The sequence below is a fragment of the Duganella sp. Root1480D1 genome, from assembly GCF_001427305.1.
GTDB lineage: Bacteria > Pseudomonadota > Gammaproteobacteria > Burkholderiales > Burkholderiaceae_D > Rugamonas.
On sequence record NZ_LMFZ01000012.1, the window covers coordinates 154,622 to 176,076 of the forward strand.

Genomic DNA, 21,455 nt, shown 5'->3' on the forward strand with positions numbered 1-21,455 from the left:
AGTGACTAGCTTAGTGCACTAATTCGCGCACGGCCTGCAGCACGCGCTGCTTGGCGGCATCGGGCCGCTTGCCGCTGCGCCAGGCCACCATCGCCTCCCATTCCCAGCGCGGCAAATCACCAATCTCCAGTTTTACCAGGTTGCCCAGCTTGAGCTGGCGCGCCGCCGCCATCTCCGGCATGAAGGTCAGGAAGCCATGCTCCAGCGCCAGCTCGATCGCTGCGCTGGCCGGTTGGATGGCGTGGATCGCGCTATCGCTGCGGCGGTGCGCACGCAGCATGCGTATCAATTCATCGCAAGCTTCGCCCCAGAATTGCGGCGCCAGCCGCGCATTGGCCAGGTCCGATAATGTCAAAGTGCTGCGCCGCGTCAGCGGATGGCCGCGCCGCACCACCGCAACGATCGGGGAACTGTACAAACGCTCCAACTGGATGCCCGCGATGGCGGGGCATTTCAGCACGAAGCCCAGCTGCGCGCGGCCGGTCAGCAGTTTTTCCATGATCACTGGCGAATGGTCGGTGCTGCAGCGGATCTCCAGCGGTGCGTCGGCAAGCTTGAGCAGCAAGGGGCCGAACAGCAGTGATGTCAGCGAAGGCACGCAGGCCAGCGTCACTTGCGGCAGCGCCGGCGCACCCTGCACTGCCAGCTTGCCGGCCGCGATGGCATCGAGCGCCTGCTGCGCCGACGGCAGGAAGGTCAGGCAGGCCGGCGTGGGCGATGCCCCGCGCCGGTGGCGGGAAAATAGCTGCACACCCAGTTGTTCCTCCAGCGCCGCCACGCGCTGGCTGACCTGGGGCTGCGACCAGCGGCGCCGTGCGGCGGCTTGGGAAAAGCTGCCCGATTCCACGATTTCCACCAGCAGGGCAAGGTCGTCGATGCCAAGAGCCATAATGAATTTGAATACGAAATATCATGAGTTAACGGCTTCTATTATGTCTTAACGCTGCCTACACTGTCTGCATTACTGATGGGAGCATGCATGGCGGCAGCGGCACGGGCAAGAAAATCGGGCAAACGGTTCCTGATGGCAGACCACATGCTGGTGGTATCCGGCTTTTACCTGGTGTTCCCTGTAGTGGCACTGCACTTCGTCGGCCAGCTGGGCTGGGCCGCCGCATCGGTCGGCCTGGCGCTCGGCGTGCGCCAGATGGCGCAGCAAGGCATGGCGCTGTTTGGCGGTTCGCTATCCGACCGTTTCGGCGCCAAGCCGATGATCGTCGGCGGCATGCTGCTGCGCGCCTTGGGGTTCGCAGCCATGGCTTGCGCCGTCAATCCCGCCATGCTGGTGTTGTCCTGCGTGCTGTCCGGCCTGGGTGGCGCGCTGTTCGATCCGGCTCGCGCCGCGCTGGTGGTCAAGCTCACCCGCCCCGCCGAACGTCCGCGCTTCTATTCGATCCTGATGATGCAGGAAAGCGTGGCCGCAGTGACAGGCGCCCTGCTCGGCACCATGCTGCTTGGTGTGGATTTCCTGTGGGTGGGGCTGGGCGGTTGCGCAGCTTTCCTGCTGGCGGCGCTGGCCAATGCCTGCCTGCTGCCGGCCTACCGCGTCGCCACGCCAGGCACTTCGGCCACAAAAGCCATGCGCATCCCCTTGCGCGACAAGCCTTACCTGATGCTGGTGCTGACACTGAGCGGCTACTACATCATGACCGTGCAGCTCATGATGCTGGTGCCGGTCACCCTGACCGAACTTTCCGGCTCGCCGCGCACCGTGGCCTGGATGTATGCCATGGATGCGGTGCTGGCATTGACGCTGCTGTACCCGATGGCGCGCCTGGGCGAACGTTACCTGTCGCTGGAGGCCCGCCTGCTGGCCGGCATCGGCATCATGTGCTGCGCCGTGCTGGCCATGTCGGCGGCGCGCGCGCTGGCGCCCATGTTCGCCTGCATCGCCATGTTCTATACCGGCTCGCTGGTGGCGGAACCGGCCCGCGAATCGCTGGTATCGCGCTACGCGCTGCCCGCCGCCCGCGCCAGCTACATGGGGCTCAGCCGTTTCGGACTGGCTGTCGGTGGGCTGTTCGGTTACACGGCCGGCGGCTGGCTGCTGGACTGGAGCCGCGCCGCGCACTCTCCCGCCTTGCCCTGGCTCGTCTTGGCAGCAATCGGGCTGCTGACACTGACGGTGCTGGCCGCCGCTGCCGCGCCACAAAAAAAGAGCCCGCCAGTGGCGGGCTAAACACTTTGGTTGGGTATTTCATTGTAGGTCGCGAACCAGTGTTTGATTCTCTCCAATCGTCACCCGATGTCAAATTAGTTATAGCTGGGCTGAAAAAATGAATCGCGCGTGCAAGCCTGCGCCGCATAGAATGCAGGGATGAAATCCTATCCCGCCCAATGCGTCCTGCCCCTCGCTGCCGAGCTGGGCGAAGGCCCGCTCTATGTGCCGGCGCCAGACCGCCTGCTGTTTGTTGACCTCAAGCGTTGCATCCTGCATGCGTGGGATGCGGCGCAACACCAGCATCGCAGCTGGCTGCTGCCCGACTATATCTGCTGGCTGGTGCCGCGCCGCGATGGCGATGGCTTCATGGCGGGCTTGCGCGACAGCGTGGTGCGGCTGTGGCTGGAGCCGGAACTGCGCGTCGAGTCGCTCATGCGCGTGGTCGATGCTGCCGCCGGCCAGCGCCTGAACGACGCCAAGGTCGATCCGAGCGGCCGCCTGTGGTTCGGCTCCATGCACAATACCGATTACCGGCAAAAGGTGGGCAAGTTGTTCCGCCTCGATCCGGACCTAAGCCTGCATGTGGCCGACGAGGGTTACCACATCTGCAATGGCCCGACGTTCGCGCTGGATGGCAGCGCGCTGTACCACTCGGACAGCTTCCTCGACGTGACCTACCGCTACCCGCTGGCAGCCGATGGCAGCCTTGGCGCGCGCGAAACCTGGCGCCACTATACCGGCGGCGGTTCGCCGGACGGCATGCAGGTCGACAGCGAAGGCTGCATCTGGGTCTCGACCTGGGGCGGCAAGCGCGTTTGCCGCTTCGGCCCGGATGGCGAATTGCTGGCGGAAGTACCGCTGCCGACATCGCACCCTGCTTCGCTGGCATTCGGCGGCGACGACCTGCGCACGCTGTACATCACCACCGCACGCGAAGGGCTGTCGGCGGAACAGCTGGCGCAGCAGCCGCTGGCAGGCGCCCTGTTCAGCGCCCGCATCGACGTGCCGGGCTTGCCGGCCAACGCCTTCGGCTGACTCAGTACAGCTCTTTCGCCGCGCTGCGCACGGCCTGCAACAGCAGGTTGGCGCCCGGCGACATCAGGTGGTCGGCCTTGGTGATGATGCCGAAAGCATCCATGCGGAACGGCAGTTCCAGCGGCAGGATCGACAGCACCTTCAGGTCGGCGTAATAGCGCGCCACTTCCACCGGCATCACATGCAGGGCATCGGTTTTTTGCAGCAGCGCCGTGATCAGGAGCTGGGACGTGGTGTCCACCACGTCGACCGGCGGTTCCAGGCCGGCGCGGCGGAACATCATGTCGCAGCGGTGGCGCAGGATGCTGCCTTGCGGCGGCAGGATCCACGGGCGGTTGGCGATATCCTTCAACTGCAGCTTCTCGCGCTCCAGCAGCGGGTGGCCGGTGCGCACCACGGCGCAGGCCGGTTCCTCGGTCAGTTCTTCGTACACCAGCCCTGCCGTGCTTTCCTTTTCCAGGATGCGGCCGATCATGAAATCCAGCGTGCCGCGCTGGAGCAGCTCCATCAGCACGTTGCTGGCTTCCACCTGCACGCCAATGCGCAGCAGCGGCGCTTCCTTTTTCACGCGGGTGATGGCGTTGGGCAGCAGGTTCATGGCCGGCGTCATGATCACGCCCACTTCCACCTGGCCGGACAGGCCGGCCTTCAGCGTCACGATATCGTCGTGCGCCAGGGCCAGGCTGGTCAGGGCCATGCGGGCGTGGCGGATCATGGTTTCGCCGTACAGCGTCGGCTCCATGCCGCGCGGCAGGCGCTCGAACAGCTTCACGTCCAACATGTCCTCAAGGTCCTTGAGCTGCTTGGAGGCGGCCGGCTGCGTCATGTGCAGTTCCTCCGCCGCGCGGTGGATGTTGCGGTGTTCATCCAGCGCGATCATCAGCAACAGTTGACGAGTTTTTAACCTCGCCTTCAGGAACCAGTTCGGATTCGGGGTAGTCATGCGGGGCATGATACCACCGCCATTATCGACCAATAAGTCGCGCTTCATTTGCAGCCCGGCGCAGGGTTGGCGGCCGGACCTTCGGCCGTTTGCGGGACCAAGGCGATGCTGCCGTCCGGGTTGTAATGCAGTTCTTCCACCGCCACCGAGCGGCGGAACTCTCCGCCGCCTGGCAGCTTGTCGTTGTGGTAGAAGATATAGGACTTGCCGTTGAAGTCGATCACCGCCTGGTGGATGGTCTTGACCACCTTGTTCATGTCCATGATCTTGCCGCGGAAAGTCCACGGGCCGGTGGCGCTTGGTGCGGTGGCGTAGGCGGTTTCTTCGGGGAAGTTGCGCGAATAAGTCAGGTAGTAGGTCTTGTCGTGGCGGTGCAGGTAGGCCGCTTCGGTGAAGTTGTCTATGCCCACGGTGTGGATCGGGCCATCGAGTTCGATCATGTTCGGCTTCAGCTTGGCGTATTTCAGCACCCGGTTGCCCCAGTACAGGTAGGCCTGGCCGTCCTTGTCGATGAAGACCGCCGGGTCGATGTCGTCCCAGGCAATGTCGCTTTCCCTGGTCATGTCGTTGGTGACCAGGGCACTGCCGCGCGCGTCGACGAAGGGACCGGTCGGCTTGTCCGATACCGCGACGCCAATGGCCTTGCCCGGCTTGCTCGCATCGTGTTCAACCGGGGCGTAGAAGTAGTACTTGCCGTTGCGCTTGGTGATGTCGGCGGCCCAGGCGTCGGCCTTGGCCCACTTGAAGGTCTTCACGTTCAACGGCGAGCCCAGGTCAGTCCAGTGCTTCATGTCGCAGGAGGACAGCACGCGCCATTCGCGCATCAGGTAGTCCTTGCCGTCCGGCGCGGCTTCGTCGTGGCCCACGTACAGGTAGACGCGGTTGCCGTCGACCAGGGCCGCCGGATCGGCGGTGAAGATATTGGCCACAAGCGGATTGCCGGCCTGCGCCAGGGTGCTCAGCGCGGCCAGTGCCGCGGCGAGGGCTGGTTTCTTGAACATGCAGTCTCCTTTTAGTTTTTCTGTTTCCAGGCCAGCAGCCTTTGCAGCGCGCAGAACGCGAACAGCAGGACGCCGATCACGATCTTGGTCCACCACGAGCTGAGCGTGCCGTCGAAGACGATCAGGGTCTGGATCGCGCCCAGCACCAACACCCCGGTCAGCGCGCCGGCCACATAGCCGTAGCCGCCGGTCAGCAGCGTGCCGCCGATCACCACGGCAGCAATGGCGTCAAGCTCGGTGCCTTGCGCGTGCTGGCCGTAGCCGGACAGCATGTAGAACGAGAACAGCAGGCCGGCCAGCGCTGCGCAGCCACCGCTGATGGCGTACACGGCGACCTTGGTGGCGCCCACCGGCAAGCCCATCATGTGCGCCGATTGTTCGTTGCCGCCGACTGCATAGACGGCACGGCCGAAGGGCGTCAGGTGCGCCACGACCATCGCCACCGCCAGCAGCGCCAGCGCGATCAGCACGCCCGGCGAGACAAAGCCGTCGAAGATGCCGACCTGTGCCTGCGAGATGGCGACGAAGGCCGGGTCTTCGATCGGGATCGAATTCACGCTGATCAGGTAGCACAGGCCGCGCGCCAGGAACATGCCGCCCAGCGTCACAATGAAGGGCTGCAGGCGGAAGAAGTGGATCAAGGCTCCCATGCCGGCGCCGAAGGCTGCGCCCATCAGCAATACCGCTGCCATGACGGCTGCAGGCGGCCAGTGTGCAACATGCAGCAGCCACGCTGCCACCATGGTGCTGAGCGCCAGCACGGAGCCGACCGACAGGTCGATCCCGCCGGACAGGATGACAAAGCTCATGCCGATGGCGATCACCAGCAGGAAGGCATTGTCGATCAGGAGATTGAGCATCACCTGCAGCGACAGGAAGCCGGGATAGGCCATGCCGCCCGCCACCAGCAGGACCAGCAGCAGGCCGACAGTGACGAGGGAAGTGAAGTACGGGGCGCGCGTCATGCCTTGCTCCTTTGCGACAGGCAGACCGCGAACACCACCAGCGACTTGACGACGAGGTTGACTTCCGGCGGCACACCGAGGGAATAGACGGTATAGGTCAGGGTCTGGATGATCAGCGCGCCGATCACGCTGCCAGCGAGGTTGAATTTTCCGCCGGCCAGCGAGGTGCCGCCCAGCGTGACGGCCAGGATGGCGTCCAGTTCCAGCAGCAGGCCTGCGTTATTGGCGTCGGCGCTCTTGATGTTGGAGCTGATGATCAGGCCTGCCAGGCCGGCGCACACGGCGCAGAAGGCGTAGCTGGCAAACATCAGGGCACCGGCGCGAATCCCGGCCAGGCGCGCAGCCACCGGGTTGACGCCGACCGCCTGCGTGAACAGGCCGAGCGCAGTCTTGCGCATCGCCAGCGCGACGGCTGCCACCACCGCCAGCGCCACGTACAGCGCCACGGGTAGCCCAAGCAGGTAGCCGCTGCCCAGCACGAAGAAGTCGTCGCGGTAGACGGTGATGATCTGGCCGTCGGTGACCAGTTGTGCGAGGCCGCGTCCTGCAACCATCAGGACCAGGGTTGCGACGATGGGCTGCAGGCCGAGGCTGGCCACCAGCAGCCCGTTCCAGACGCCGCACAACAGGGCGGCGCCCAGTGCGGCGGCAAAGGCCAGCCACAGCGGCTGTTCGGCGGCAACCATGGTGCAGGCGACGGCTGCCGCCAGCGCCACCACGGCGCCGACCGAGATATCGATGCCGCGCATGGCAATGACGATGGTCATGCCGGTAGCGGCCAGCATCAAGGGTGCGGCGCGGTTCAGGATGTCCACCAGGGCGCCGTACAGGTGGCCATCTTTCACTTCCAGGTGGAAGAAGCCGGGCACGGCGAACAGGTTGACCAGCAACAGGACGACCAGCGCACCGAGGGGGCGCGCCAGCGGGTGGGCCAGCAAGCGGGCTCCAATGGCCGGCGCGGCGTTCGCTGCGGCGGGCTGCGGGGCCGCAGTGCCGGCCAGGTTGGCGGCATTCTGCGTCATGCTGCCTCCCCTGCAATGGCATGCAGCACAGTGGTTTCATCGAGCTCGCCGCGCTGGTATTCGCCGCAGGCGGAGCGGTCGCGCATGACGATCATGCGGTCACTGACGCGCAGTACCTCCGGCAGCTCCGACGAAATGAACAGCAGCGACATGCCGCGCTTGCACAGCGTAGTAACGTAATCCATGATTTCCTGCTTGGCGCGCACATCGATGCCGCGCGTTGGTTCGTCCAGGATCATCAAGCGCGGGTCTGTCGCCAGCCAGCGCGCCAGCAGCACCTTCTGCTGGTTGCCGCCGGAAAGCGTGCCGATTGGCGTCTCGATGCTGGCGGTACGGATCCCGAGCGCCCTGACGTATTCTTCCGCCAGTTCGCGCTGGCGTTGCATTGGGATGGCGCGCAGCATGCCCTGGCGCGCCTGCAGCGCCAGCACCAGGTTCTCGCGCACGGACAGCGACAGGATCGCACCTTCCAGCTTGCGGTCTTCCGAGCAGAAGCCGATGCCGGCCGCAATCGCCTGGCGCGGATTGGTAAACGTGCCGTAAGCCTTGTCGCCGATCGCGATATCGCCCTTGTCGGCTCGGTCGGCGCCGAACAGCAAGCGCGCCAGCTCCGTGCGGCCGGCACCGAGCAGGCCGGCCAGGCCGAGCACCTCGCCCTCGCGCACCTGCATGTCGAACGGCTGCAGGACGCCTTTGCGCCCCAGGCCGCGCGTCTCGAGCACCACGCGCGCCGCTGCGGCATCAGGCGAGCCATCGCTGCGCCCTGCCACGGCAGCGCCGCCCTCGGTTCCATCGGAGGCATCGGCCGGCTTGCCGATCATCTTGTTGACCAGCGCCAGCCGCGACAGATCGGCCGCGGCATACTCCCCTTCCCGCTCGCCGTTACGCATCACCGTGATGCGGTCCGAGATGGCGTAGGTCTGGTCGAGGAAGTGCGTGACGAACAGGATCGCCATGCCTTGCCCGCGCAAGCGGCGCAGCACGCGGAACAGCAGCTGCACTTCCGCCTCGTCGAGGCTTGAAGTGGGTTCGTCCAGCACCAGCACGCGCGAAGAAATGTTCAAGGCGCGCGAAATCGCCACCATCTGCTGGATCGCCAACGGGTAGCGCGAAAGAGGCGCCGTCACATCGATATCGATCTCCAGCTCGCGCAGCAAGGCTGCGGCACGCGTGCGCATCCCGGCCCAATCGACCATGCCCCACTTGCGCGGATAGCGGCCGATGAAGATGTTCTCGGCCACCGACAAGTTCGAACACAGGTTCACTTCCTGGTAGACCGTGGAAATACCCAGTTCCTGCGCCTCCAGCGTCGAACGCGGATGGATCGCGCGGCCTGCCAGCGTGATGCTGCCCTGGTCCGGCGCATGCACGCCGGTCAACACTTTGATCAGGGTCGACTTGCCCGCCCCATTCTGTCCCATCAGCGTATGGACTTCGCCAGGATAGAGCCGCAGCCCCGCCTCGCTCAGCGCCTTCACGCCCGGGAATGACTTATGGATGCCGGACAGCTCCAGCACCGGCGCCGCCGCGTTAGCCATCAGTATTTCCGGTTAGGGAGTTCTTTTGCCGCCACTTCCGCCGGGAACACGCGCTCCTCAGTCACGATGCGCGGCGCCACAGGTTTGCCGGCGACGACATCCTGCGCCGCCTGCATCAGTTGCGGGCCAAGCAGCGGGCTGCATTCAACCGATACGTTCAACTTACCGGCGATCATGGCCTGGAAGGCGCCTTTCACGCCGTCGATGGAAACGATGATGATGTCCTTGCCCGGCTTCAGGCCCGCTTCTTCGATGGCCTGGATGGCGCCGATCGCCATATCGTCGTTGTGCGCATACAGCACGTTGATGTCCTTGCCGTGGGCTTTCAGGAAGGCTTCCATCACCTCCTTGCCCTTGGCGCGGGTGAACTCGCCGGTCTGGGTGCGGATCACCTTCAGTTTGGCGTTGCCCTTGATGGCTTCTTCGAAACCGGCTTTGCGGTCCAGCGCCGGCGCCGAACCCACGGTACCCTGCAGTTCAACCACGTTCAAAACGGGCTTGTTCGACTTGGCCGCATAGTCGGCCAGCCATTTGCCGGCACGCCGGCCTTCTTCCACGAAATCGGAACCGATCAGGGTCACGTACAGGGACTTGTCCGCGACCTTCACGGCGCGGTCGGTCAGGATAACCGGGATCCTGGCTGCCTTGGCTTCGCGCAGCACGGTCTCCCAGCCGGTTTCCACCACCGGCGAGAATGCGATCACGTCCACGCGCTGGGCGATGAAGGAGCGGATCGCCTTGACCTGGTTCTCCTGTTTCTGCTGCGCGTCTGCGAACTTGAGAGTGACGCCGGCCTGCTTGGCAGCGTCCTTGATCGACGCCGTATTGGCGCTGCGCCATTCGCTTTCGGCGCCCACCTGGGAGAAGCCCATCACCAGCGGCTTGGCCGCAAATACGCTGCCCGAAGCAGCAAAAGCAAAGGCGAACGCGCCGCCGAGAATAGTCCTGCGGGTGACAGTCATGCCGGTCTCCAAAATTGTTATAGATTAATATTAGGAGATTACGCCATGCCGATCTAATTCATTTTTTTACAGGATCCATATCGATTTTGTTATCTCAGCAGGCGCAAGCCATACAGGCCGCCGGCCAGCGAGCCGGCATGCGCGACGAACTTCACTTCCAACTTGCCGTCGGGCGCTGAACCGGCCGGCAACGGAAGGTCCAGGGCATAGAATGCCTCTCCCCTGCGTTCAATGGTGACCTCCTGCAGTAGGCGGCCGTTCAGCAATACGTCAAACGTGCGGCCTGCATCGCCGGATGCAAACGTCAGGCGCAACGTGCGGGCGACACCTTCGCGGTCTTTCAACTGGTAGCTGAACCACCCGCTGGCATGGCGCCAGTGCCGCGTGCCGTTCAGGCCCGCATCGGCCCCCTCGCCTTTGAACAAATGATCCGACTCGGGCTGCTGCTCGCCAGGCGCCACCTGGTCGACGGTGCGCGCGTCCAGCGCCAGGCGCTCGGCTTCGGCGGCTGCGGCCTTGGACCGCATTTCCGCCAGGCCGGCCGGCGTGGCCTGCTGCCAATAGATCATGTAGCGCGAATCGTGCAGGCGGAAGAAGGGAATGAAGCGTACTGAATTCGCGCCCGGCCCCTGCACCAGTCCCGGCGCCGTGAAGGTCAGCGGCTGTCCCGGCACCGGCTTGAACCTGTCGAGGAAGTCCTTGCTGTCGCTGACAAACACCGGCGCCGCCTCCTGCGGGCAGACTTGGCCCTGAGCGATATGGCCCATGCGCGAAGCGTCGGCCATGAGGTCCAGGCGCTCGCCGGGGAATGGCGCAGTCTTCGCCGCCAGCACGATAGGACCGTGCAGCACGGCGTAATAATTCGACTTGTCGGGCATCTGCTCAAGCGTGGTGCGCATCGGCAGGCGCACGTCGACAGTGTCTCCTTTTCGCCACTCTCGCGCCAGTTCCACGTAGCCGCCTGGTGCCGCATGCACCGCCACGGCCTTGCCGTTCACGCGCACCGCCAGCGCGCCTTTGGCCACCCAGCCCGGATAGCGAATCTTCAGCGTGAACCTGCCGCCGCTGTCGATCGCCAGCCGGGTGCTGGCCTGGTCCGGGAAGCGGTTCGATTGGGTCAGCACAACGCCTTTTTCGCGCCATGCGAGCCGGGAAGGGATGAACAGGTTGACCAGCAGGGCGTCGCCATCGCGGGCGTAGATGAACTCACCATATTTGGCGTGGCTCTCGATGCCCGAGCCCACGCAGCACCACATGCCCTTGTCCACTTCCGAATAAACCCGGTAGTGGTTGGGCCGCATCGGCGTGAAGTAGACGAAGCCGCCGCTTTCAGGACGCTGCGAAGACAGGATATGGTTGTACAACGCGCGCTCGTAATAGTCGCCGTATGCCGCGCTCGGATCGCGCTGGAACAGCAGCTCGGTGAGCTTGAGCATATTGTAGGTATTGCAGGTTTCCGGCCCCTCCACCTCGCTGCTCATCGAGGAGAAGTCCTTGTCGTCGTGGAAGTGCTCCTTGACGCTGTTGCCGCCAATGGCGACAGTGCGGTGGTCGTGCACTGTGCGCCAGAAGAAGCTGGCGGCCGCGTACCATTGCCGCTCGCCGCTCAGTTCCGCGATGCGCTCGAAGCCGATCACCTTCGGTATCTGGGTGTTGGCATGAAGGCCGGTCAGCTCGTCGCGGCCAGCTGCCAGCGGCTGCAGGATGGCCTGGTGCGAAAAGCGTTTGGCTGCCGTGAGGTAGCGCTGGTCGCCGGCCAGCTGGTAGACGTCGGCCAGCACTTCGTTCATGCCGCCATGCTCTGCGCGCAGCATGGCCTGCATTTGCTCGTCGCTCAGGGCACTGGTCATGGTAACCGTCCAGCCGGCGAACTTCACCAGCATCTGCCGGGCTTCCTCATTGCCCGCGTAGCGCCAGGCGTCGCGCAGGCCGGCAGCGATCTTGTGCAGGTTGTACCAGGGGACCCATTTGCCGTTGACCGAGAAATTATCGGCCTGTAGCTGGCCCCTGGAGATGTCGTTCCAGGCCTCGCGGCCGCCAGGGATGCCGCCGAGGTAGCCATCCGGCGCTTGCGCCTTTTTCAGCTCCTGCACGAAGTAGTCGAGGCGTTCTCGCACCGTGCCATCGCCGGTCGCAGCCCACATCAGCGACAGGGCCGAGAGGTAGTGGCCGCCCATGTGGCCATCGAGACCGCTGGATTCCCAGTTGCCGTAGGATGGTTTCGGCGACGGCAGACCGGCCTCGCGGCGAAATGGCGCCAGCAGGCGGTCGGCATCAAGCTCCAGCAGGTAGCGGCGGTTTGTTTCCTGGGCTTGCAGGAAAGGGCTGGGCAGGAGGCGAACGTCCTGCAGGGGGAATAATTCGGCGGCATTCGCCGCACCTGGCGCGAATGCTGCTGCGCTTGCGCCGACCGCCAGCAACGCGGCAAGGCCGCACCGCAACGTTCCGGCAAGCGAGAGCGCGCTCATTTCTGCACGCTTTGATAGCTGTCCAGGTCCGCCGCGTCGACCACCGGCCAGCCGGCGCTGTCCCAACGCATGTCCATGACCTTCAGTTTCTGCAGGTATTTGTCTGCAGTCTCGTAGGCATGCAGCACCATCACGTCCCTGCCGTCGAAGGTATAGGCACTATTGTGGCCGAGCGCCTTCCACTTTGCATTGCCTTGCACCACCAGCGAGCCGCCGCCAAGCGCCATGTCCTTGCCGTCCTTGTCGAGATATGGTCCGGTGACCGAGCGCGAACGGCCGACGACAACGTGATAGGTGCTCTTCTCCTTCTGGCAACACAGACCCCATGAGGCGAACAGGTAGTACCAGCCATTCTTACGGAAGATGAAGGGCGCCTCGATCTCCGCCGGGCCACCGCTGTCGTCCTTCACGAAGGCCGGGCGCTCGCGGGCCGCGATGGTACGCCAGACCTGCGGTTCGGCCGGACGCGTCCAGGCCTCGTTCAGCTTGACCAGCTTGATGCCGCCCCAGAACGAGCCGAACGCCATCCAGCCGGTGCCCTTTTCGTCTTCCACGACATTCGAATCAATAGCATTCCAGATGTCGCGGCCCGGCACCGACTGCACTACGATGCCCTGGTCTTCCCATTTGTAGTCGGGCGAACGCGGGTCCAGCGTCTTGTTGACCGTCACGCCGATCGCCGACGTGTTCTTGCCGAATGCCGAAACGGAGTAGTACAGCAGGTATTTGCCGTTGTGATGCTGGATGTCGGGCGCCCACACATGGTCATCAAAGCCCGGCGCCGCCTTGGCGGCAGCGGCGGGGTGACCGGGGAAGATACGGCCTTCCGGCCGCCAGACCCGCATATCCTTCGAGCTGTAGAAGCTGATGCCCGGCCCGGTCGAATACAGGTAATAGGTATCGCCCTGCTTCGCCATCACCGGGTCATGCACGCTCACCTGGCTCCCTTGCGCCAATTGCGCCAACTGCGCCAGCAGCAAGCCGGCGCCCAAGATCCACTTCCTCATTTTCAGTTCCCCGTCCTCGCGCCCCAGAGCGAAACGCCGGCTTTCGACTGCGCGGTGAAGGTCACCACGAAGGCGTTGGCATTGGTATTCCACTGGCGCGACAAAACACCATTGTAGGTCGTACCGTCGGACAGCACGATGCTGACCTTGTTGCCGCCTTGATGGGTCCAGGTTCCGGCCAGCGCACCGCCCACGGCGCCACCGGCAGCCAGGGTAAGGACCTGCGATTGCTTGACGACCGCCGAAATATCCTTGCCGTGGTTGATCGCCTTGTAGGTGCCCGCAACATCGGCCGCCGTTACTTCTGCCGACAAGGCGGTGGCGTTCTTCGACAGCGGCGCATAGCGGAACGGCGCAACGACCAGCCAGCCATCGGCATTGATGAACATTTCATGCACGCGCACCTCATGCGCCTCGCCCTGGCCCGGGAAGCGGGTATGGAAGACCAGGAAGTACTTGCCTGCAGCCGCATCGTAGTAGGCCGAGTTATGGCCAGGCGACACGTAGCCCAGCGCAGTGCCGCTCTCGCCGCTCGTCAGCGCGTACTGGTGGTTGCCCATCAGCTTCTGGCCGTGCGGGGCGATGGTGGCGTCGTCGAACAGCGGCAGCGCGGGGTTGGCCATGACGGTCGCCATGTCGGTGCCGGCGGCATCCACGTAAGGCCCGTCCGGGTTCAGGGAACGCGCCAGGCGGATGTTATAGCCGCCGTTGGCATCCAGGCCGCCGAACGACACGAACAGGTAGTAGTACTTGCTGTCGGGGCTATACAGGATATAAGCGCCTTCGATGCGCGCATGGTTGCCCCCCATCAGGTGCTTGCCGTAGCCCTGCCCCGGTTTCTGCAGGCCGGTCGCCGGATCCATCTCCATGATGAAGATGCCGCCCGAATAGGAGCCGTACACCATCCACAACTTGCCGCTGTTGTCGCGGAAGACGTTCGGGTCGACCACGTTCGGATGTCTGGTGGCGTCATAGACCGTGCCGTCAGGGCTGATCTCGCCCCACATGCCCGACTTCAGCAAGAGCTGCTTGTTGACGTATGGGCCATCCACCTTGTCTGCCACCGCCACGCCAAGGGCGGAGCGCGGCGAATCGCCTTTGCAAGCGCAGTAGTACATGTAGTACTTGCCGTCATCCAGCCTGGCGACATCGGGTGCCCACAAGGTATCCGTCTGCGCCCAGGTCAAGGCCTCGGACAAGGCAACGGTGACGTTGTTGAACAGCGGGTTGCTGGCATTGACGCCATCGGCTATCTTGGTCCAGTTCATCCAGTCGGTGGTTTTGGCCGCCGCCAGGTGGGACCCGAACACATAGTAAGTATCGGCCGATTTGATCACCGACGGGTCATGCACCGATACGTTGGTGAAGGCGACCGTGGTGGTGGGCGGCACCACCGGCGGGGTGACCGGCGGAGTAACGACAGGCGCCGACGTGGTAGACGACCCGCCGCCACCGCCGCCGCCGCAACCACCGACCGTTGCCAGCACCGCGCCAGCTGCCGCAGAACGCAGCAGAACACGGCGTTGCACGGAGATATTTTCCATCTCAGTCCCCGATTGCCACGACAACAACCGACTTGGCAGGCATCTTCACGGTCAGCTTGCCACCGTTCGACTGAACTGCGATCGGCACTGGTTTAACGGCATCCGGCTTGGCGAAGGTATTGTGCGCATCCATTTCATTTGCGGTCAACACGCGCGCACTTGCCTTGCCACCCGCTACACCTGCAATGCTCACTTCTTCCGCATCGCCCGGGTTGGTATTCACCAGCGCCACGTACACCTTGCCATCCTTGCCGCGAGCAGCCGAAGCGCTCACCTGCGGGATGCTCTTGTCGCCGGAACCATACTTGCGGTTACCTTCCAGCGACAGCGGCAACGTGGTCGCTCCCTGGAACGGCACGTACATTTCGTAGGCATGGTAGGTCGGGGTCAGCAGCATCTTCTCGTTGTCCGTCAACACCATGGCTTGCAGCACATTGACCATCTGAGCGATGTTCGTCATGCGCACGCGGTCGGCGTGATCGTGGAAGATGTTGAAGTTCAGCGCTGCCACCACGGCATCGCGCAGGGTGTTCTGCTGGTACAGGAAGCCTGCGTTGGTACCCTTCTCCACGTCATACCAGGTGCCCCATTCGTCGACGTAGAAGCCCAGTTTCTTCTCCGGGTCGTTCTTGTCCAGGATCGCGACGTTGTTGCGGATATGGTCTTCCATGCGCATTGTCGCTTGCAGGGTCGAGAACCATTCATTGGCCGGGAAGCCGGTCGCGGCGCCCTTCACTTCCCACTTGCCGGTCGGGATGGTGTAGTAGTGGAAGCTGATACCGTCCGTCATGTTCTTGGCCGACTTGCTCAATTCATCGGTCCAGGTGGTGTCGTTGTCGTTGCCGCCGCTGGCGACGAACTTCGGACGGCCTGCCGGCGGCGTCTTGAGGAAAGTGGCGCTCTGGCGGTACAGGTTCGAGTAGTACTCCGGCTTCATATTGCCGCCGCAGCCCCAGGCTTCATTGCCGACGGCGAAATAGGCTACCTTGAACGGCTTGTCGCGGCCATTCTTGCGGCGCAATTCAGGCAGGGTGGACTTGTTATCGGAGGTCATGTATTCCAGCCACTCCGCCATTTCCTGCGGCGAACCGGTGCCCAGGTTGCCGTTTACGTAGGCGTCCGCGCCCAGTTGTTCGACCAGGTCGAAGAATTCATGGGTGCCGACCGCATTGTCTTCGTCCACGCCGCCCCACATGGTGTTGATCTTCACCGGGCGTTTGTTGCGCGGACCGATGCCTTCGCGCCAGTGATATTCGTCGGCGAAGCAGCCGCCCGGCCAACGCACCAGCGGCACGTGCAGCTTTTTCAGCGCGCCGATCACGTCGTTACGCCAGCCGCGCGTATTCGGAATCCTTGATTTCGGGCCCACCCACATGCCGCCGTAAATGCCGGTGCCAAGGTGTTCGGCGAACTGGCCGTAGACGTCCTTGTTGATGACCGGGCCAGGCTTGGCGGTATCGATGTTTACTGTGGTGGCAGCTTGTGCAAGGCCTGCGCTGAGCAGGGCCAAAGCGATCAACGTCTTCTTCATAGCATCTCCTTGATTATTGTTTGAATACCGCAACGAAGCCGCCGTGTGGCTGCATCGTGATTTTCTGCTTGCCGGCGACGGTGGGCCGCTGGCTGAATTCGCGCTCGCCGGCGCCATCGGTCACCAGGGTGCCTGCGCCAAGGTCGACCGACGCTTCCTGCGCGCTGTCCTGCGCGTTGAAACCGGCCACGTACCAGGTGTCGCCGGCGCGGCGCGCCAGCACCAGGTAGCGCGCCGGTACGCCATCGACAAAGCGTACATCGTCCCAACTGCGCGGCAATTCGCGCAGCAGGTCCTGCACATATGCCGGCGCAGTCGCCATGCCTTCGGGGATTTCAGCGAAGTGCTGGATGCCGGAAGTGAACAGCACCGCCTCCGCCAGTTCGAAGCCATTGCGTGTGGCGCGCTTGATCTTGGGAATGTCACCGAAAGCCATTGGCGTAAAGTCCATCGGGTCGAACAGGTTGCGCGCGAACGGCACCATGGCGGCATGCGTGGCAACTTTGTCCTGCCAGCCCTGCTCGAACGTGGAAAACTCGAAGCCGCGCACCGCTTCCGCCGTCATCAGGTTGGGATAGGTGCGGCTCCAGCCGCGCGGCAACGTGGCGCCATGGAAGTTGACCAGCAAGCCCGCTTCGGCTGCGTCCTTCAGGATGTCGATGTAATAGGCAATGAAGGATTGGCCATCGCCGCCAAAGAAGTCGATTTTCACTCCCTTGATGCCCATCTCACGCAAGCGTGCAAATTCTGCACGGCGCGCATCATGCGTCAGCAACTTGCCCTTGGGCGAGTATTCGGTCTTGTTCCAGCTCCCTGAGGAGTTATACCAGGCCAGCAGGCCGATACCCTTCCCTGTCGCGTACTGCGCCAGTTCGCGCATGCGCTCGTAGCCGATCTTGCGGTCCCAGTCCGCATCGACCAGGGTGTAATCCCAATGCATCTGTACCGCGTAATCGATGAACTTCTTCTGTACGTCGAAGACGGTGGCATCGTCCTTCATGATTGCCCAGCTCCATGACGCATGTCCCGGCTTCACCAGCGCCGGGTCGAACGGGATTGCGGGTGCGGCCAGGTCGGTGCCGAGCGAGGACTGCATCACGGTGGCCAGCGGGCCAAGCGCCAGCACGCGCCATGGCGAACGGGCGCCATTGCCCATCAGCGCACCACCGGGGAATGCTTCCGGAGCAGTCGGGCCGCCGATACGGTATTCGCCACCCGGCGACTTCGCCTGCAGGCGCGAGGCGTGCCAGCTACCGTCCATGCCCGCTTCGGTCAGCGCGACCCAGTTGTCGCCGCTGCGGAACAGCGCCGGGAACACCCAGCCGCTGGGCAGCGGTGATGGCGTGCCGACTGCAATGTCTGCCTGGTAGTACTCTTCGTAGGATGGATTGGTGTTGGCCCAGCCGGTCTGTGCGACCGACATCGGCTGCAGCCAGGCCCGTGCCGCGCTCGGGAAGGCGAAGCTGGTGGCTTCGCTGCGCACGGTCCCGCCGGCGGTTTCATAGCGGAAGGCCACACCGTCGTTGGAGACGCGGAAAACGATATCGAGCTTGCGGCCCTGCTTGTCGCGCAAGGCGAAGCGACGTTCGCTGGCTTCGTAGTGGTTGTTGCGGCGCTTGCCGGTGGCCAGCGTGTAGTCGTCGGCGACGCGTTGCGTTTCTCCGGCCGACAACAGGCGCAGGCCGCGCGTCAGGTCGGCAGACTGCAGGCGCAGGCCAAGATGGGATGTGAGCAGCACGGGCTGTCCTGCGCGAGCGACCGCATAGGTCGGCTCGCCGCGCGGTGAAAGCTCGAACTGCACCTTTACCTGCTTGTCCGGGCTGGTGATGTCGTGCGCGAATGCGCACGCCTGGCCAGCCACCAGCAGCGCAGGAATTGTCAATACCTGGGCAAGCTTCATCGTGGTGGCGCCCCTCTTAAACCCAGCCTGCGTCGACGATGAAATCCTGCGCGGTGCACATGGCGCTGTCGTCCGCGCCCAGGAACAGGCACATGGCAGCGATATGCTCAGGCAGCAGCTTGCCCGGCAGGCACTGGTTGCGGGCGATTTCCTCTTCCGCAGCCTGGTCGACCCACAGGTCCACCTGGCGCTGGGTCATGACCCAGCCTGGCGTAACGGTGTTGACGCGCACATTGTGCTTGCCCAGGTCGCGCGCCATGCCGCGCGTCAGGCCATGCGAGGCGGCTTTGGCAGTGGCGTAGACGGGATAGCCGCCGCCCTTGGCATGCCAGGAGATCGAGCTGATATTGATGATGGAGCCGCCGCCTTTTTTCTTCATGCCCGGCAGGACCGCCTGGCAGGTGAAGAACAGCGGGCGCTGGTTGATGGCGATGCGCATGTCCCAGTATTCCGGAGTCACGTCTTCGACACTATGGCGCTGGTCATTGGCGGCGTTGTTGACCAGGACGTCGAAGTCGCCCAGTTCCGCAGCCAACTCCTTCATCGTGCGCTGCAGCGCAGGAATGTCGGTAATGTCGCAGGCACGGAACTGCGGGCGCGGCGCACCGCCCGCCGCGACCGATTCGCACAGGACGGCACTGGCCTCGGCCGCGATATCGACAAACGCCACCACGGCGCCCTGCTGCGCAAAGGCAGCAACGATGCTGGCGCCGATGCCGGTACCGCCACCGGTGATGAATACCCGTTTTCCCTTTAGGCTGGGGTAATTGGCTGTTGGTGTCATTCTGTCTCCGTGTTTTTTTTGACTTTTGCTGTTTTAGTGCTGGCCAAGAACCCCGTCGCGGCGTCGCCAGGTGTTGCCAGGATTCGCATCCTGCAGCACCGTTGGCAGCAGTGCGTCCGGCAAGTCCTGGTAGCACACCGCCCGCAGGAAACGGTAGATCGCTGCCGTGCCGACCGAGGTGCTGCGGCCGTCCGACGTGGATGGGAACGGGCCGCCGTGCACCATGGCGCTGGTCACTTCCACGCCGGTCGGGTAGCCGTTGGCCAGGATGCGGCCGGCCTTGCGCTCCAGCACAGGCAGCAGCTTGCGTGCCGCAGCGGCGTCGCCGTCCGCCATCTGCAGGGTCGCTGTCAGTTGCCCTTCCAGGTGCTCCGCCACGGCGATCATCTCGTCGACATCGCGGCAGGCGATCACCAGCGAGGCCGGGCCAAATACTTCGTCCGACAGCGCGTGCTGGGAAAGGAATGCTTGTGCGTTGGTGCGGAACAGCGCAGCACCGCCCTTGCAGCCGGAATGCGGGGTAGCGGTGACGGTTTTCACGTCGCCGTGCGAGGCCAGCGCCTGTACGCCGCGCTGGTAGGCGCCGGCAATGCCCGCGCTCAGCATGGTGCCCGGCGACACACCTGCCAGCGCTTGCGCTGCGCTGGCGCAGAAGCGCTCCAGGCCAGGGCCTTCAATGCCCAGCACCAGGCCGGGATTGGTGCAGAACTGGCCGACGCCCAGCGTCAGCGAGGCCGCAAAACCGGCGGCGATGCTGTCGGGACGGCCGGCCAGCGCTTCAGGCAACAGGAATACGGGATTGATGCTGCTCATTTCCGCATACACGGGAATTGGCTGCTTGCGCGCCGCTGCGGTAGCCATCAGCGCTGTGCCGCCGCTGCGCGAGCCGGTAAAGCCAACCGCCTGGATGGCAGGATGCGCCACCAGCGTCTGGCCGATATGGCTGCCGCTGCCGGTCAGCAGCGCGAACACGCCTGCCGGCAAGCCGCACTGCGCAACTGCCGCAACCACGGCACGGGCCACCAGTTCGGAGGTGCCCGGGTGGGCGGAGTGCGCCTTGACCACGACCGGGCAACCGGCCGCCAGCGCGGAGGCGGTATCGCCGCCAGCAACCGAGAACGCCAGCGGGAAGTTGGAGGCCCCGAACACGGCAACCGGGCCAACGCCGATCAAACGGTAACGCAGGTCGGCACGCGGCGGAGTGCGGGTCGGCAGGGCCACGTCGATGCGCGGATCGCACCACGAACCGTCGCGCAGCAGGGTTGCAAACATCTTCAGCTGGTTGCAGGTGCGGGCGCGCTCGCCTTCCAGCCGGGCTTGCGGCAGGCCGGTTTCCGCCATGGCGCGTTCGATCAGTTCCGCACCGAGGTCGAGTATGTTGCGGGCGATAGCATCGAGCAGTTCTGCACGTGCGGCATCACTGGTGGCACGGAAAGTATCGAAGGCAGCGCCGGCCAGGCGGCAGGCGTCGTTCACCTGCTCGACGCTGACTGCGTTGAATTCTTCGCCAAACTGCTGTTCGGTGCCGGGATTGAAGGCGCGCTGCGATCCGCCCTCCCCTCGCACTGAAACGCCGCCAATCAGGGCTTCACCGGTAATCGTCATAGTTGGTTCACTTTCTTGTAGCGGGATTCCTGCACACGCAGGGGGTTGCGCAGCGCCGGGCCGAAGGCGGGCGCCTCGACTTCAAAGGTTTCGCCTGGCTGCACCGAGATGCCGTCAGCAAAGCTCAGCGTCGCCGTGCCGAAGAAATGGATGTGCACATCGCCCGGACGGCAGAACAGTCCGTACTTGAAGTGGTGGTATTCCAGGTTGGCGATGGTGTGCGACATATTCTGCTCGCCGCTGACGAAGGCCTTCTGCCAGCGCACCGCGCCATCCTTGCCGATGATGCGCGAAGCACCGTCGATATGTTGCGGCAGTTGGCCCACGCGCAGCGCCGGACCCAGGCCGCAGTTGCGCAGCTTGGAGTGAGCCAGGTAGAGGTAGTTCTGGCGCTCGGTGACGTGGTCGGAAAACTCATTGCCGATCGCGAAGCCCAGGCGGTAGGGCTGGCCATCTTCGCCGATCACGTACAGGCCGGCGATCTCCGGTTCCTCGCCGCCATCGAGCGAGAATTCCGGCATGGTCAGCGCCTGGCCGCTGGCAGCGACGATGGAACCGTCGCCCTTGTAGAACCATTCAGGCTGTACGCCGCGCTGGCCTTCAGCCGGCTTGCCGCCTTCAACGCCAAGGCGGAACATCTTCATGGAATCGCTCAGGGTTTCCATGTCGCCGCCAATCTTGCGGTGCATGGCGTCGCGCGCATCGGCGCTGCCCAGGTGGGTCAGGCCGGTGCCGGTTACATAGCAGTGCGCCGGGTCGGCGTGGTCCAGCGGCGGCAGGATGCGGCCGGCTGTCGCAACGGCCTCGTAGCTGGCGGTGGTGGTGCCGATGGCAGCTTGCGCCGTTTCAGCCAGGCCCTTGCCGCGGCTGATGGCACGCTGCGCCAGTTCGTAGGTGGTGTAGACCCCGTCCAGCACGCGCAGCGTATCGCCATCGAGCGAAGCCACGCGGCGTGAACCGGTCTCTGTAGTGAATTGTACGAGCAGCAT

17 protein-coding genes are annotated in these 21,455 nt (G+C 64.2%); 2 read left to right on the forward strand and 15 right to left on the reverse strand.

What is annotated here, in order from left to right; all coding sequences use genetic code 11:
- Nucleotides 1-10: 10 nt before the first annotated feature.
- Nucleotides 11-889, reverse strand: coding sequence for a LysR family transcriptional regulator (locus ASD58_RS13205; RefSeq protein WP_057261627.1), 879 nt, complete (start codon nt 887-889; stop codon nt 11-13).
- Between the two features lie 90 nt (nt 890-979).
- On the opposite strand from ASD58_RS13205, the gene mdtH reads away from it, so the two are divergent.
- Together mdtH and ASD58_RS13215 are read left to right on the forward strand one after the other, a co-directional pair.
- Nucleotides 980-2,179 (forward strand): multidrug efflux MFS transporter MdtH, encoded by a 1,200-nt coding sequence (gene mdtH, locus ASD58_RS13210; RefSeq protein ID WP_057261628.1) that lies wholly within the window; start codon nt 980-982, stop codon nt 2,177-2,179.
- Nucleotides 2,180-2,317: 138 nt separating this feature from the next.
- Nucleotides 2,318-3,196: an SMP-30/gluconolactonase/LRE family protein gene (locus tag ASD58_RS13215; protein ID WP_057261629.1), complete on the forward strand. Its 879-nt coding sequence runs from the start codon at nt 2,318-2,320 to the stop codon at nt 3,194-3,196.
- Nucleotide 3,197: 1 nt separating this feature from the next.
- Here ASD58_RS13215 and ASD58_RS13220 read toward each other — a convergent pair whose 3' ends face one another.
- The 14 genes from ASD58_RS13220 to araD1 form a co-directional block, all read right to left on the reverse strand.
- A complete protein-coding gene (locus tag ASD58_RS13220) occupies nt 3,198-4,139 on the reverse strand; it encodes a LysR family transcriptional regulator (RefSeq protein WP_057262084.1) in 942 nt (313 codons plus the stop codon).
- 44 nt (nt 4,140-4,183) lie between these two features.
- A complete protein-coding gene (locus tag ASD58_RS13225) occupies nt 4,184-5,140 on the reverse strand; it encodes a glycoside hydrolase family 43 protein (protein WP_057261630.1) in 957 nt (318 codons plus the stop codon).
- A gap of 11 nt (nt 5,141-5,151) precedes the next feature.
- Nucleotides 5,152-6,105, reverse strand: a complete 954-nt coding sequence (gene yjfF / locus ASD58_RS13230) for a galactofuranose ABC transporter, permease protein YjfF (RefSeq protein WP_057261631.1) — start codon at nt 6,103-6,105, stop codon at nt 5,152-5,154.
- Nucleotides 6,102-7,127: an ABC transporter permease gene (locus ASD58_RS13235; RefSeq protein WP_057261632.1), complete on the reverse strand. Its 1,026-nt coding sequence runs from the start codon at nt 7,125-7,127 to the stop codon at nt 6,102-6,104. The genes yjfF and ASD58_RS13235 overlap by 4 nt, the downstream gene beginning before the upstream one ends.
- Nucleotides 7,124-8,665, reverse strand: a complete 1,542-nt coding sequence (locus ASD58_RS13240; protein ID WP_057261633.1) for a sugar ABC transporter ATP-binding protein — start codon at nt 8,663-8,665, stop codon at nt 7,124-7,126. The genes ASD58_RS13235 and ASD58_RS13240 overlap by 4 nt, the downstream gene beginning before the upstream one ends.
- Nucleotides 8,665-9,627 (reverse strand): ABC transporter substrate-binding protein, encoded by a 963-nt coding sequence (locus ASD58_RS13245; RefSeq protein ID WP_057261634.1) that lies wholly within the window; start codon nt 9,625-9,627, stop codon nt 8,665-8,667. The genes ASD58_RS13240 and ASD58_RS13245 overlap by 1 nt, the downstream gene beginning before the upstream one ends.
- 89 nt (nt 9,628-9,716) lie before the next feature.
- On the reverse strand, nt 9,717-12,095 hold the full coding sequence (locus ASD58_RS13250) for a glycoside hydrolase family 127 protein (RefSeq protein WP_057261635.1): 2,379 nt from the start codon (nt 12,093-12,095) through the stop codon (nt 9,717-9,719).
- Nucleotides 12,092-13,102, reverse strand: a complete 1,011-nt coding sequence (locus tag ASD58_RS13255; RefSeq protein WP_057261636.1) for an arabinan endo-1,5-alpha-L-arabinosidase — start codon at nt 13,100-13,102, stop codon at nt 12,092-12,094. The genes ASD58_RS13250 and ASD58_RS13255 overlap by 4 nt, the downstream gene beginning before the upstream one ends.
- 2 nt (nt 13,103-13,104) lie before the next feature.
- On the reverse strand, nt 13,105-14,646 hold the full coding sequence (locus ASD58_RS13260; protein WP_082565393.1) for a glycoside hydrolase family 43 protein: 1,542 nt from the start codon (nt 14,644-14,646) through the stop codon (nt 13,105-13,107).
- 1 nt (nt 14,647) lies between these two features.
- On the reverse strand, nt 14,648-16,177 hold the full coding sequence (locus ASD58_RS13265; RefSeq protein ID WP_057261637.1) for an alpha-N-arabinofuranosidase: 1,530 nt from the start codon (nt 16,175-16,177) through the stop codon (nt 14,648-14,650).
- Nucleotides 16,178-16,190: 13 nt separating this feature from the next.
- Nucleotides 16,191-18,077 carry a glycoside hydrolase family 97 protein gene (locus ASD58_RS13270; protein WP_057261638.1) on the reverse strand — a complete coding sequence of 629 codons (1,887 nt, stop codon included), beginning with the start codon at nt 18,075-18,077 and terminating at the stop codon, nt 16,191-16,193.
- Between the two features lie 16 nt (nt 18,078-18,093).
- The gene (locus tag ASD58_RS13275) at nt 18,094-18,861 is read right to left on the reverse strand and encodes an SDR family NAD(P)-dependent oxidoreductase (RefSeq protein WP_057261639.1); all 768 of its coding nucleotides are present in this window, start codon (nt 18,859-18,861) and stop codon (nt 18,094-18,096) included.
- Nucleotides 18,862-18,894: 33 nt separating this feature from the next.
- Complete coding sequence (locus tag ASD58_RS13280; RefSeq protein WP_057261640.1) at nt 18,895-20,466, reverse strand: aldehyde dehydrogenase (NADP(+)); 1,572 nt, start codon at nt 20,464-20,466, stop codon at nt 18,895-18,897.
- Complete coding sequence (gene araD1 / locus ASD58_RS13285) at nt 20,463-21,455, reverse strand: AraD1 family protein (RefSeq protein WP_057261641.1); 993 nt, start codon at nt 21,453-21,455, stop codon at nt 20,463-20,465. Before araD1 ends, ASD58_RS13280 begins: the two co-directional genes overlap by 4 nt.

What these genes read in the sequence shown, in the direction of transcription:
- ASD58_RS13275 (WP_057261639.1), bottom strand. Translation starts at nt 18,861, where the DNA reads ATGACACCAACAGCCAATTACCCCAGCCTAAAGGGAAAACGGGTATTC.
- ASD58_RS13260 (WP_082565393.1), bottom strand. Translation starts at nt 14,646, where the DNA reads ATGGAAAATATCTCCGTGCAACGCCGTGTTCTGCTGCGTTCTGCGGCA.
- ASD58_RS13250 (WP_057261635.1), bottom strand. Translation starts at nt 12,095, where the DNA reads ATGAGCGCGCTCTCGCTTGCCGGAACGTTGCGGTGCGGCCTTGCCGCG.
- ASD58_RS13245 (WP_057261634.1), bottom strand. Translation starts at nt 9,627, where the DNA reads ATGACTGTCACCCGCAGGACTATTCTCGGCGGCGCGTTCGCCTTTGCT.
- ASD58_RS13215 (WP_057261629.1), top strand. Translation starts at nt 2,318, where the DNA reads ATGAAATCCTATCCCGCCCAATGCGTCCTGCCCCTCGCTGCCGAGCTG.
- ASD58_RS13265 (WP_057261637.1), bottom strand. Translation starts at nt 16,177, where the DNA reads ATGAAGAAGACGTTGATCGCTTTGGCCCTGCTCAGCGCAGGCCTTGCA.
- ASD58_RS13205 (WP_057261627.1), bottom strand. Translation starts at nt 889, where the DNA reads ATGGCTCTTGGCATCGACGACCTTGCCCTGCTGGTGGAAATCGTGGAA.
- ASD58_RS13235 (WP_057261632.1), bottom strand. Translation starts at nt 7,127, where the DNA reads ATGACGCAGAATGCCGCCAACCTGGCCGGCACTGCGGCCCCGCAGCCC.
- mdtH (WP_057261628.1), top strand. Translation starts at nt 980, where the DNA reads ATGGCGGCAGCGGCACGGGCAAGAAAATCGGGCAAACGGTTCCTGATG.
- ASD58_RS13225 (WP_057261630.1), bottom strand. Translation starts at nt 5,140, where the DNA reads ATGTTCAAGAAACCAGCCCTCGCCGCGGCACTGGCCGCGCTGAGCACC.
- ASD58_RS13280 (WP_057261640.1), bottom strand. Translation starts at nt 20,466, where the DNA reads ATGACGATTACCGGTGAAGCCCTGATTGGCGGCGTTTCAGTGCGAGGG.
- ASD58_RS13240 (WP_057261633.1), bottom strand. Translation starts at nt 8,665, where the DNA reads ATGGCTAACGCGGCGGCGCCGGTGCTGGAGCTGTCCGGCATCCATAAG.
- yjfF (WP_057261631.1), bottom strand. Translation starts at nt 6,105, where the DNA reads ATGACGCGCGCCCCGTACTTCACTTCCCTCGTCACTGTCGGCCTGCTG.
- ASD58_RS13255 (WP_057261636.1), bottom strand. Translation starts at nt 13,102, where the DNA reads ATGAGGAAGTGGATCTTGGGCGCCGGCTTGCTGCTGGCGCAGTTGGCG.
- araD1 (WP_057261641.1), bottom strand. Translation starts at nt 21,455, where the DNA reads ATGCTGCTCGTACAATTCACTACAGAGACCGGTTCACGCCGCGTGGCT.
- ASD58_RS13270 (WP_057261638.1), bottom strand. Translation starts at nt 18,077, where the DNA reads ATGAAGCTTGCCCAGGTATTGACAATTCCTGCGCTGCTGGTGGCTGGC.
- ASD58_RS13220 (WP_057262084.1), bottom strand. Translation starts at nt 4,139, where the DNA reads ATGACTACCCCGAATCCGAACTGGTTCCTGAAGGCGAGGTTAAAAACT.